Here is an 11,806-nt window from a genome sequence, read left to right on the forward strand (position 1 = left end):
ATGGCCCGTATCACCGGACCCATGCCGCTTATCCGCAAGACACGTCCCTCCCCGCTTACCCGCGTGATCAAGGGACGGCATTCGTCGCTCGACGTCCTGTTCGAACGCAGCTACTCGATGAAGATGGGGGAATTTGCCGGCGCCCGTCGCCGCTTCTACTTCCTGACGCAGCCAGACATTGTCGACCGGATCCTCAACGAGGATGTCGACCGCTACCCCAAGAGCGATCTGATGGGGACGATCCTGCACCAGATTCTCGGCAACGGCGTCTTCGTCTCCAACGGCGAAGTATGGAAACGCCAGCGCCGGATGATGAACCCGGCCTTCGAATTTGCCCGCATTTCGGAAGTGTTCCCGCTGATGATGCAGGCGGCCGAAGCGATGAAAGAGCGGCTCGACAAGGTGGCGGACGGTCGTGAGGTCGCCATCGATTTCGAGATGACCCATGTCACCGCCGACATCATCTTCCGCACCATCTTCTCCGAGCCGATCCCGCCGGAAGATGCAGAATCGATCTTCGATGCCTTCAACCACTATCAGGAACTGGCCTATATCCACGGCGTCTGGAACATGGCCGGGCTGCCGCAGGCTCTCTCCATCCCCCGCCTGCGCGCCATCCGCCATGCACGCAACATTCGCGGCCCGCTGGCCCGCATGGTCCGCAAGCGTTTCGAACAGCTCGAAGCCAGCCCGGCCATCAAGCCGCAGGACATTTTGCAATCGCTGATCGATGCGCGCGACGGCGATGGCTCTCGCTTCACCGAAAAGGAACTGATCGACCAGATCGCGGTGATGTTCCTCGCCGGCCATGAAACATCGGCAAGCGCGCTTTCCTGGGCGCTCTATCTGATTTCGCAGGATCAGGAGATCCAGGAGCGCATGCATGCCGAAACCGAAGTCGCCTTCCTCTCCGATGGCAACTTCCGCCCGGCGCAGTTCAAGCATCTGCGGCTGACGCGCGATGTGTTCCGGGAGACGTTGCGCCTTTATCCGCCCGTCTCCTTCGTGCCGCGCGACGTCACGGTTCCCGAGATCATGCGCGACAAGCATCTCAAGAAGGGATCCGCGATATTCATCTCGCTCTGGCTGATGCAACGCCATCGCGAGATTTGGAAAAACCCGGACATGTTCGATCCGGATCGCTTCACCCGCGAGGATGAAAAGGACGCCATTCGCAGCGCCTATATGCCGTTCAGCCAAGGACCGCGCGTCTGCCTTGGTGCGTCCTTTGCGCTGCAGGAAGCGGCCATCATCCTGTCGGTGATTGCTCATAACTACCGGGTTGCGCCGGTTGAGGGCCATATTCCACGGCCCGTTGCACGGCTCACGCTGCGCTCGGAAAACGGAATTCGCCTGCGACTGACCAAACGCTGATCCTCCTCAAAACGGCAACGTACATCCCCGCCATTCAGGATCAGGGGATGATCGGGCGTTGTCAGTTTTCAGGAGATAAGCATGGCAGACCGTTTCCAGACCACATCACCTTCCCTTTCCGGACCGGCGACGCATGCCTTCGCCATTTCTCCGAATGATACAACCCCGGTGAGCGAGACCACGCGCGCGCTCTATATCGGGGTCGGTGGGAACCTGTCCGTGACCATGGCTTCCGGTGGCAATACCACATTTACGGCCATCGCCTCGGGTACGCTGCTGCCGATAAGGGTCACCAAGATTCTCGCAACCGGGACCACCGCAACCGATATTGTGGGGCTCGTCTGATGCTGGGGCTGCGATTATCGCCGACGTCGCCCGTCCGAGCGCCCTGGTGGCGGGCGCCTGGCTACAGTGCCGAGGGAATAGACAGCGGACAAAGCCTGCCACCATCGGCGATAGCGAATTTTCGCCAAGGACGATACGCGCTGTTGCAACCTCCCGCCGCCGGTATCGCCTCTGCCAGTCCGGGCGAACTCTGCAACATGCAGGAATGTCGGTTCTCAGATGTTTTCACCTTTAGCCGGGCGGGCACCGCGACCTATTGGGATGCCGGCGGCATCCTGAGATCCGCTTCGGCGGACAATCCCCGCTTCGACCATACGAACGGCAAACCGCAATTGCTGCTCGAGGGACCGGCGACCGAACTCGGATGCCAGACGGATCTGACAACTGCCGTGGCCGGCATCATCGGTTCCGGAGGCATGCTGCCCACCGGATGGAGCCACACGGCCGATACGGCCGGTATCACCATCGAAGTCATTGGGCGCGGCACGAGCGGCGTCCTGTCCTACCTCGATCTCAGGATGACCGGCACGCCCACAGCAGCCTTTCGCCTGCGCCCCTGCGCAGCAGGCGGTTTGGCCTGTTCGGCAAGCACACAATATGTCGCCTCAGCTTTCCTGTCGCTTCTGGCCGGGTCGCTAAGCGCTTCGGCACTCCAGATTGGCGCCGGCTGGTTCGATGCGGGTTCAGCCTATCTTTCGCAATCCGTCTCGGCGATCGGCAATCTGGTCGGCAACACGTTGTCGCGGCAGAGTTTTGCCGTAACATCGCCATCCAACGCTGCACGGGCAAGCCACATCCTCTACTTTGCACCAACGATCGGTACCCCGGTCGATTTCACCCTGCGTCTGGCCATGCCGAATCTGACGACTGGAGAGCGTGCGAGTTCACCGATCCTGTCGAGCGGCATGGCAAGCACAAGGGCGGCCGATCTTTGCCAGTTCGGTCCGCGATCGACAGCCTTGCTGGGGCGTAGCCAGTATGGGGCCATCATTCGCGGGCAGGGAATCTGGGGCAGTCAAGGCCGTTTGATCGGTGGATTGGGCACCAATGACCGGCTGGTCGGGATCAACTCATCGCAGACCTCCATTGGCCTTGGCGTGTCATCCGGCTACCTTCAGGTGGCGGCGATAAGTGTGCCCTTGCCGGCTTTCGGTATGGCGGTCGGCTGCAACGCCGCTGGAAAAGCGGGGGCCTATAATGGCGGTGCGGCGGTTTCCGACACATCGCCGCTCGCCATCAACATTGCGAGTGCCTATCTCGGACGCGATGGGGCCGGCAACTATTTTGCCCAGGGCTGGTATGACGAGCTTGCACTCTACGGCTTCAGACCCTCCGCAGTCAGCCTTGCCGCAAGGGCCGTGCCGTTGCCATGACCCGATGTGCTGCAAAAAAGCTATTGCGGCAGGGTGACTCGGAACGATTTGATTTTCGGGTCGTTGCCAAGATCGATCGCCTCGAGCCATACCGGGACCTCTCCGGCAAAAATGCGTCCGACCAGACCGCCCGGGAAATGCTCGCGCAGCGCCTTGACCTGCCCGTCGCCGTCGCAGAGCAGGACATAATCGATCTTAAACTTGCGGATCATGGTAAGCGCCTCATCCGGAGCGGCCATTTCCATTTTCAAGGCCGCCACCATGCCCGACTGATTGCGGTGATAGTTGCCGGTCAGGGCTGAATGGGGCGTATAGCGCAGGATCAGCGAACCCGGATTGGAGCTCGAAAGGATGCGGCCCGGCGGCAGGGTCGCCATGGCCTGCAGTGCCGATTTCGAAGGACAGGTCTGTCGATCGGTTTCCGATGCATTGTCAGCGGCGGCTTCTTCGCTTGCGCTGCCGAATGCCTTGCTGGCAAGCGCGCCTGAAAATGTCCATACCGAGGGAAGGCTCGCCAGCACGGCAAACACGAAAGCGAGTGCCGCGCGGCTGTTGGCGCGATCGGCAATGTAACGCGCGCGCAGACCGGCGATCAGCGCCGAGAGCGGAAGGAAGGCGAGAACATTGGAGAACAGGCTGCCGCGGATCTGGACCGCCGCGACCAGCCAGGAGACGCCAATCAAGGCAAACAGCACGCTATAGGCAAGCCGGTTCTCTGCTTTCAGGATGCGGTAGAGGCAGGTGACCATGGCCAAGAGACCGACGGCATAGAAGCCGCCGAGCGTTGCCGGCTTGTTGATCGCCTCCCTGACGATCGATTGCGCTTCGGTAATCCCGTCCAGCCAGAAGGCCACAAGGAGAGGATCGAGGCTGTCCAGCGGGCTGCGCAGGCATTCCGGCGCGAGCTTCACAGCAATTACTGCGACCAGAACGCCGATAACCGCCAGAGAGGCGAAGCGAACGACAAGCGAAGCCCGCGACACGTACATTGAGGCAATTGCGAGCAGGAAACCACCGGCAACAACGAGACTCAGATAGCCGATCGACAGCGTGTCGCAGGTGACTTGCGAATAAAGAGTTGCCGGCACGATTCCGACAAATGCGAGCAACGCCGAAACGTAAAAGGCCAGACCGAAGCCGATCGCGGCATTGCGATAACGTTCGCCTTGGATGCCCCAGAGCAGGGCAACCGACAGGGCCGCGACCGCCACAAAGGGCGTCGTCTCCGCACCGATTGCCATCGCCAGGGCAGATGCGACCCCGGCAGCGAAAAAATTGCTGAAGCGCGCCAGCGGATCAATAAGAAACGCAGCAATCGCGACGACGAGGATGAGCTGTACATTATGATGATCGATGGCGCCGGGACGGAACCGGACAATCGCGGCCAGCATCATCAGCAGAAGCGCAAGACCGATGAGAAGGCCATGTCTGCCGCCAAGCCTGAAGCAGGCAAGCCCCATCGCCGCCATCAGCGGCAGGATGAGAAGCACCGGCCAGACGCCGACCGCCAGTTTTTCGGCCAGCAGGGCGTCGGAGGTGAAGAGCTGAAAGAACAGGATCAGGGCGGCTATCGGCAGATCGATGAAGCGCGACCAATGCATGAGGGTCCCGCCCTCCGGGCCGAGCCTGTATTGCATGAGGTCGAACCAGCCCTGCCCGTTGAGGAAATCGCGGATCTCCACCAGCCGCATGGAATCGTCCGGATCCGGACCGAGATAATCCTTGAAGGATACAAAATGGGCGACGACCTGCCAGAGCGCTGCCGCAAGCGAAAACAAAAGCACATAGCGCCAGAACAGTCTTGCGGTCAGACCAGCCGTCCCATCCGTCTTTGGCAACCACGAAATCAATCCACCGGCGCTTTCGCCCGATTCCGCTTCGATTTTCATCATCGGGAAACTCTTCCGCGCTAAAACTATCGCCGAGAAAAGCTAGTCGTAACCCTCTCAAGAAAGAGTAAAGCCCGTTCGGGCCAGCTCGACGCGAGCCGAATAATCGGCCGGATCCGGATGAAAGACATGAACGCCAGCTACGATATCGCCGTGCTCATCCCCTGCTACAACGAATCGCTGACGATCGGCGACGTCGTGCGCGGCTTCCGGACGGCACTGCCGACCGCGCGGATCTATGTCTATGACAACAATTCGAGCGACGATACGGCCATGCGGGCCGCCCTTGCTGGCGCGACCGTGTTTCGCGAACGCCGTCAGGGCAAGGGCAATGTCGTTCGCCGGATGTTTGCCGATATCGAGGCCGACATCTATCTGATGGCCGATGGCGACGGCACCTATGCGCCGGAAGATGGCGAAACCCTGATCAACACGCTTCTGACCGAACGGGCCGACATGGTGGTTGGCACTCGCCGCGACGTGACGCGCGATGCCGGCCGCCAGGGCCACGCTTTCGGCAACATGATGTTCAACCGGCTCTATCGTTCGATCTTCGGCAAGGATTTTACCGACATCTTCTCCGGCTATCGCGCCTTTTCGCGCCGGTTCGTGAAGAGTTTTCCGGCCGTCTCGAACGGCTTTGAAATCGAAACCGAAATGTCAGTCCATGCCTCGCGGCTGAAACTGCCGGTCTGCGAAATCGAACTCGACTATGGGCGCCGGCCGGAAGGCTCGACTTCGAAACTCTCGACCTTCAAGGACGGCGGCAAGATCCTCTTCATGTTCGCCATGCTGATGAAGGAGACGCGGCCTTTCGCCTTCTATCTTCTGATCGCAAGCGCGCTTGCCGGAGCGTCCTTCCTGTTCATGACGCCGGTGCTGATCGAATATTTCCAGACCGGGCTCGTGCCGAAATTGCCGACCTGGGTTCTTTCGATGGTGCTTTTGACCATGTCGGTGATGATCTTCACCGCTGGCATCATTCTCGACAGTCTCGCCCGCTCGCGCGCCGAACTCCTGCGCATCCACTATATGGACCTGCCAGCGCTCTCGGCCACGCGCACGACACGGGGCGCCATCCAGCTTTTTGCCGATGGTGAGGTGAGCGCCGAAGCGGCCCGCCAGGCGAGCGCGGCGTGAAGCGCTTTTTCTGGTTCCTCGTTGCGGGTGCCAGCGGATTTGCCGCCGATGCCGGAATGCTGGCGCTTCTTCTTTACGTGACGCCACTCGGCCCGTTCGGTGCCCGCATTCTGGCCATTGCCTTCGCGCTCTTTGTCACCTGGTCCATCAACCGGGCAATCACCTTCGGGCGCAGCCGTTTTCCGCTGGTGGTGGAAGGCGCGCGCTATTCCTCGGTCGGCATCGCTTCTGCCGTGCTGAACTATGGCATCTATGCCGGCATCCTGCTGCTGGTACCAGCGCTTTCACCGTTGGTGGCTATCGCCATCGCCTCGCTTCTGGCAATGGCTTTTTCCTGGACCGGCTATTCGCGCTTCGTCTTCCAGAAGTAATCGTCAGATCGTCTCCCAGCCATCCTTGTCGGATGCGCGGTAAATCGCATCGATGAAGCGCTGGTTGGCGCGGGAATTTTCCAGCGTGACGATTTCTTCCTTCTGACCCAGTGCTGCCCGTGCGAAGGCCTCGGCCTCGCATTTATACTGGCGGCTGTCCTGGAACCGGAAGATCTGCGATTCATTGTGCCGCTGGTTGGTGAGTTCGATTTCCTCGGCGCCATAACGGTCGGCATTGAAGGGTGAGCGCACCTCGATGAAGCCCTGATCGCCATGGAAGACCATGACCTGACGCGCCGCCATCTGGGTCGAGATATAGAAGGTGAGTTCGAAGGTACCGAAATCTGCCTTGACCGAGGAATAGATATCGGTGCCGAATTCCGGATCGCGCTCGGTGACCGCCTGGACCCTGAGCGGTTCCTGACCGGTGGCGAACCGGGTCGTCATGGTGGGATAGACGCCGATATCGGGCAGGCCGCCGCCGCCGAGCGCCGGGATGTTGCGCATGTTGCCGGGATCGCGATTGAAATAGGTGAAGGCGCCCTGCACATGGCGCAACCGGCCGATCGCACCTTCGGCGAGCAGCGAGCGCACCTTCCGCCAGACCGGGGCATAGGTGACCATATAGGCTTCCGATATCACCACCGCCTTACGATCCCTGACGGCAATCAGTTGATCGATCTCGTCGGCCTTGAGCGCAATCGGCTTCTCGCACAGCACATGCTTGCCGGCTTCCGCCGCCTTGAGGCTCCATTCGATATGCTGCGACGTCGGCAGCGGAATATAGACCGCGTCGATCAGATCCGACTGCAGCATCTCGTCATAGGACCCGAACGCATGCGGTACCGAAAAACGGTCCGCCATCGCGCGTGCATTGTCGATATTGCGCGATGCGATCGCCGTAACCACGCAGTTTTCCGCATCCTGGATTGCCGGCACCACAAGCTCGCGCCCGATCCGGGCCGTCGACAGAATTCCAAAGCGCAGCATGTTTCTCTCCCTTGTCTGTTTTGCCGACCATAGCATCGAACGGTCTCATTGCAACGCCACCGCTGACGGACGTACCTCAGGACGACAGGTGAATTCCTGCTTGCCCGAATGCCGGTCGCTGCCTATTCATGCTGCAAATTTCGATTGGAGCCACCATGAGCCTGACCATCCGCGATGCGACACAAGAAGACGAAGCCGGCTGGCGCGATCTCTGGTCCCAATATCTCGCCTTCTACAAGGTTGATCTCGCCGACGATGTGACGGCGGCGACCTGGGCCCGGCTGATGAACCCGGCCTCACCGATGTCGGTGCGGCTGGCGATCAAGGACGGGGAGATGGCCGGATTTGCGATCCATCTTTCGCATCCCTCGACCTGGGTGAAGAATGAGGATTGCTATCTCGAAGATCTCTTTCTCGTCGAGCGCTTCCGCGGCCATGGCATCGGCCGTGCCCTGATCGACGACCTGATCGAGCTTTGCCGCAAGAATGGCTGGGCACGCCTCTACTGGCATACGGACGAAGGCAACACGACCGCTCGGAAGCTCTACGACACCTATGTGAAGACCGACGGGCATGTTCGCTACCGGATGCGGATTTCATCCTGATGGATCGCGACAACATCCTTCTGTTCGTCGATACCGAAACGACGGGCCTGACCCGCGAAGACCGGGTGATCAGCCTCGGCATGGTCGAGCTCGATCTTGAAACCGGAGCGACCTCCTGTCGCCACTTGATCTTCAATCCAGGCCGACCCTCAAACCCGTTCGCCGCAGCCGTGCATGGCTATGACGACTGGACTTTGAAGCATCAACCGCTTTTTGCCGATCATGCCGAAAGCCTCGTCGAGCCCTTCGATCGCGCAGGCCGGATCTTTGCCCACAATGCGGCCTTCGACGAACGGTTCCTGAAAACGGAATTTGCCATCGCCGGCCTCACCCTCGCGGACCGGCGCTTCGATTGCACGCTCAAGGCCTACAAGCGAAAGCACAATCTGCCGGGCGGCCTCGACAAGGTTCTCGACCATATGGGCTTACCGACACGCGGCAAGCAGCACGGCGCGCTTGAGGATGCATGGTTCTGCATGCGGGTGTGGCTCTGGCTCAATGACCTGCCGCTTCCCGCCATGCCCAACGACCTCAACCGGCAGCCAGAAAACTGGATCGAGCCAGAGATGAAGCCGATCCGCGGCATGCGCAAGATCCTCGGTTCTGTCTGACGCTTGCGCGATCAGATCCGGTAGAAATCGACAAAGGCCCGCAGCGCCGGCCGCATCTGTCGCCGTGTCTGGTAGTAGATGTAGAACCCGTCAAACGGCTGGCACCAATCTTCGAGAACGCGGACCAGACGCCCGTCTTCGAGATAGTCCTCGATCCTCTGTTCGAAGAGATAGGCGATGCCAGTGCCGCCGAGGCAGGCCGAAAGGACCAGCCTGTCGTCGCCGAGAATGAGCGGCCCCTTGATATCGACCACCAGTTCCTTGCCATCCTTCTCGAACTCCCAGCGGTAGATCCGTCCACTGGAAAAGCGCCGGCGGATACAGGGAAAACGCAAGAGGTCCTCGGGATGGGCTGGCCGCTCATAGCGCTCGAAGAAGGCTGGCGTCGCCACCACCGCTCCCCGGATCGGCGGGCAGGCACGAACGGCGATCATATCGTCTTCCAGATGCTCGCCCAGCCGCAGGCCCGCATCGAAACCCTTTTCGACAATATCCTCGAAACGATCGTTGATCGCCAGTTCCAGCTCGATTTCGGGATAGAGCGCGAGAAATTCGGCAACGCGCGGGACGATGACGTGATCTGCCGCCAGCCGCGGCAAGGTGATGCGCAACGGCCCTGCCGGTGCTAGGCGGCTATCGGCAAGCGTTTCCACCGCGGCCGAAATGTCCCCAAGCGCCGGCTTCAGCGTTTCGAGAAGCCGACGCCCCTCTTCGGTTGCGGTCACGGCGCGCGTCGTCCGCGCCAGGAGACGTATTCCAAGGCCCTCTTCAAGGGATGCCACCGCATGGCTGACGGCTGATGGAGCGATGCCTAGAACCTCGGCTGCGCGGCGAAACCCGCCATGATCGACCACCGCGAGAAAAACAGCCAGTTGAGACAATTGCACACGATCCATTGTTCTAACAGATAGTACAGTTTGCACTGAATTGCACGACTTATCGCTGAAGAAGAGACGCTCTATCCTGGCGCCATCATCCGAATTACAGGAGACGGACATGCAAAGACGCAACCTCGGCAAAGAGCTCATCGTGTCATCCATCGGTCTCGGCTGCATGGGCATGAGTCATGCCTATGGCACGAACATTGATGAAAAGGCGGCTCAGCGACTGTTCGATCGCGCAGTCGAACTCGGCATCACCTTTTTCGATACGGCCGAAGTCTATGGGCCTTTCACCAACGAGGTCCTGGTCGGACAGGGGCTGCGGAAGCATCGCGATCGGGTGCAGATCGCGACCAAGTTCGGCTTCACCATTGGAGACGAGGCCAGAGCGGCGCGGCCATCCGGGCTTGACAGCCGGCCGGAACATCTACGCGCGGTGGCAGAAGCCTCGCTTAAGCGGCTCGGCGTCGAGGTCATCGACCTCTTCTATCAGCACCGCGTCGATCCCGACGTTCCGATCGAGGAAACCGTTGGCGCCATGGCGGAGCTGGTGCGCGAAGGCAAGGTGAAGGCGCTCGGCCTGTCCGAAGCGAGCGCCGCCACGCTCCGCCGGGCACACGCGGTCCACCCGATCGCCGCCATCCAGAGCGAATATTCTCTCTGGACACGGGATCCGGAAACCAATGGCGTGCTCGCGACCTGCCGCGAACTCGGCATCGGCTTCGTGCCCTTCTCGCCGCTTGGCCGCGGCATGCTGACGGGTGCGCTCAAGGATCTTTCGGCACTCGGCGCCAACGATTTCCGTCGCGGCCTGCCACGCTTCGACCAAGAGAATTTCGATGCCAATCTCGCGCTCGTCGCGGCGCTGGAAACGATGGCGAAAGACAAGGGCGTGACTGCCGGACAGCTAGCACTTGCCTGGGTGCTCGCGCAGGGCGATTTTATCGTGCCCATTCCCGGCACGACCAAGATCGCCAATCTGGAGAGTAATGCGGCAGGTGCCTCGATCATCCTGACAGAAGCAGACGTAGCCCATCTGGGATCGATCGTCTCGCCGGAAAAAGTGGCAGGTGCACGCTACAGCGAGGCCATAGCGAAAATGTCCAATCGCTGAATACTCCAAAAGCACGTAGCGGGCCTGACGACGGCCTGCTAGGTTCGCGGCCAAACAGGGGAGTATGGAATGCAGAAACGCATGCTTGGCCGCACCGGTCTCTCGATCGCGCCGGTTGTCTTTGGCGGTAATGTCTTTGGCTGGACGGCGGATGAAACGACGTCATTCGATCTGCTCGACGCCTTTTTCGAAGCCGGTTTCAACACCATCGATACGGCCGATGTCTATTCGTCCTGGGTGCCGGGCAACGTTGGCGGCGAGTCCGAAACGATCATCGGCAACTGGCTGAAACGAGGATCTGTCGCCCGCGACAAAGTCACGATCGTCACCAAGGTCGGCTTCGACATGGGAGAAGGCAAGACCGGGCTTTCTGCAGCCCGGGTCCGGCAGGCAATCGACGAATCCTTGAAGCGCCTCGGAACTGATTATGTCGATCTCTATCTCGCCCATACGCCGGATGCCGAGACGCCCTATGAGGAAACGCTTTCGGCTTTCGCGCGCCTGAAGGAAGAGGGCAAGATCCGCTCATTCGGTTGTTCCAATCTCGATGCGGAGCAGCTGGCCGCCTCATTTGAGGCCGCCCAAAGCGCCGGGTTGCCGCGTTACGATGTGCTGCAGCCGGAATACAATCTCTATGCCCGCGACCGTTTCGATGGTGCGCTGTCCGATCTCTGCATCCGGGAAGAGATCGGCGTCATCAGCTATTTCGCACTCGCCTCCGGCTTTCTGACCGGCAAATACCGCAAGCCGGAAGACCTGCAAGGCAGCGCGCGCGGCGAAGATCTCGGTGATTATTTTACACCGCGCGGCATGGCAATCCTGGCCGCACTCGATGCGGTTGCTGCCGAGACGCAAACCAGTCCGGCCACCGTTGCCATCGCCTGGGCCGCCGCTCGGCCGGGCATCACAGCGCCCATCGCGTCCGCGACCTCGCTCAACCAGATCAAGAGCCTGATCGCAGCGGGGACCCTTGAGCTTTCAGCCGAGCAGATGCAGCAGCTGAACGAAGCGAGCGCCTGACCAGATAGGGCCGCTCCGGCTACCCACTTATACTTCATGACATGCAAAAGCCGCCGGGTTTCATCCGGCGGCTTTAACTTTGCATCGATCGAA

12 protein-coding genes are annotated in these 11,806 nt (G+C 60.5%); 9 read left to right on the forward strand and 3 right to left on the reverse strand.

Going from position 1 to position 11,806, the window contains the following annotated elements:
* The 3 genes from Q4481_RS16200 (at position 1) to Q4481_RS16210 (ending at position 3,092) form a co-directional block, all read left to right on the forward strand.
* A complete protein-coding gene (locus tag Q4481_RS16200; RefSeq protein WP_304377445.1) occupies positions 1-1,374 on the forward strand; it encodes a cytochrome P450 in 1,374 nt (457 codons plus the stop codon).
* 81 nt (positions 1,375-1,455) lie between these two features.
* On the forward strand, positions 1,456-1,719 hold the full coding sequence (locus Q4481_RS16205) for a spike base protein, RCAP_Rcc01079 family (RefSeq protein WP_304377446.1): 264 nt from the start codon (positions 1,456-1,458) through the stop codon (positions 1,717-1,719).
* A 143-nt stretch (positions 1,720-1,862) separates the two neighbouring features.
* Positions 1,863-3,092: a hypothetical protein gene (locus tag Q4481_RS16210; RefSeq protein WP_304377447.1), complete on the forward strand. Its 1,230-nt coding sequence runs from the start codon at positions 1,863-1,865 to the stop codon at positions 3,090-3,092.
* A gap of 20 nt (positions 3,093-3,112) precedes the next feature.
* Here Q4481_RS16210 and Q4481_RS16215 read toward each other — a convergent pair whose 3' ends face one another.
* The gene (locus Q4481_RS16215) at positions 3,113-4,984 is read right to left on the reverse strand and encodes a hypothetical protein (RefSeq protein WP_304377448.1); all 1,872 of its coding nucleotides are present in this window, start codon (positions 4,982-4,984) and stop codon (positions 3,113-3,115) included.
* 117 nt (positions 4,985-5,101) lie between these two features.
* Here Q4481_RS16215 and Q4481_RS16220 point away from each other — a divergent pair, with 117 nt between their 5' ends.
* On the forward strand, positions 5,102-6,121 hold the full coding sequence (locus Q4481_RS16220) for a glycosyltransferase (RefSeq protein ID WP_304377449.1): 1,020 nt from the start codon (positions 5,102-5,104) through the stop codon (positions 6,119-6,121).
* Complete coding sequence (locus Q4481_RS16225; RefSeq protein ID WP_304377450.1) at positions 6,118-6,492, forward strand: GtrA family protein; 375 nt, start codon at positions 6,118-6,120, stop codon at positions 6,490-6,492. Before Q4481_RS16220 ends, Q4481_RS16225 begins: the two co-directional genes overlap by 4 nt.
* 3 nt (positions 6,493-6,495) lie before the next feature.
* Here Q4481_RS16225 and Q4481_RS16230 read toward each other — a convergent pair whose 3' ends face one another.
* Positions 6,496-7,482, reverse strand: coding sequence for a Gfo/Idh/MocA family protein (locus tag Q4481_RS16230; RefSeq protein WP_304377451.1), 987 nt, complete (start codon positions 7,480-7,482; stop codon positions 6,496-6,498).
* A 155-nt stretch (positions 7,483-7,637) separates the two neighbouring features.
* Here Q4481_RS16230 and Q4481_RS16235 point away from each other — a divergent pair, with 155 nt between their 5' ends.
* Both Q4481_RS16235 and Q4481_RS16240 read left to right on the forward strand, forming a co-directional pair.
* Entirely contained in the window at positions 7,638-8,087 is a 450-nt protein-coding gene (locus Q4481_RS16235; protein ID WP_304377452.1) for a GNAT family N-acetyltransferase, read from the forward strand.
* Positions 8,087-8,698, forward strand: a complete 612-nt coding sequence (locus Q4481_RS16240; protein ID WP_304377453.1) for a 3'-5' exonuclease — start codon at positions 8,087-8,089, stop codon at positions 8,696-8,698. The genes Q4481_RS16235 and Q4481_RS16240 overlap by 1 nt, the downstream gene beginning before the upstream one ends.
* 11 nt (positions 8,699-8,709) lie before the next feature.
* Here the strand turns inward: Q4481_RS16240 and Q4481_RS16245 are convergent, their stop codons facing one another.
* On the reverse strand, positions 8,710-9,594 hold the full coding sequence (locus tag Q4481_RS16245) for a LysR family transcriptional regulator (RefSeq protein WP_304377454.1): 885 nt from the start codon (positions 9,592-9,594) through the stop codon (positions 8,710-8,712).
* A gap of 100 nt (positions 9,595-9,694) precedes the next feature.
* Here Q4481_RS16245 and Q4481_RS16250 point away from each other — a divergent pair, with 100 nt between their 5' ends.
* Both Q4481_RS16250 and Q4481_RS16255 read left to right on the forward strand, forming a co-directional pair.
* Complete coding sequence (locus Q4481_RS16250) at positions 9,695-10,693, forward strand: aldo/keto reductase (RefSeq protein ID WP_304377455.1); 999 nt, start codon at positions 9,695-9,697, stop codon at positions 10,691-10,693.
* A gap of 69 nt (positions 10,694-10,762) precedes the next feature.
* On the forward strand, positions 10,763-11,713 hold the full coding sequence (locus tag Q4481_RS16255; protein ID WP_304377456.1) for an aldo/keto reductase: 951 nt from the start codon (positions 10,763-10,765) through the stop codon (positions 11,711-11,713).
* The last annotated feature ends 93 nt before the right edge of the window (positions 11,714-11,806 follow it).

The sequence above is a fragment of the Fluviirhizobium alvei genome (genome assembly GCF_030551875.1).
GTDB classification, from domain to species: Bacteria; Pseudomonadota; Alphaproteobacteria; order Rhizobiales; family Rhizobiaceae; genus Rhizobium_E; species Rhizobium_E alvei.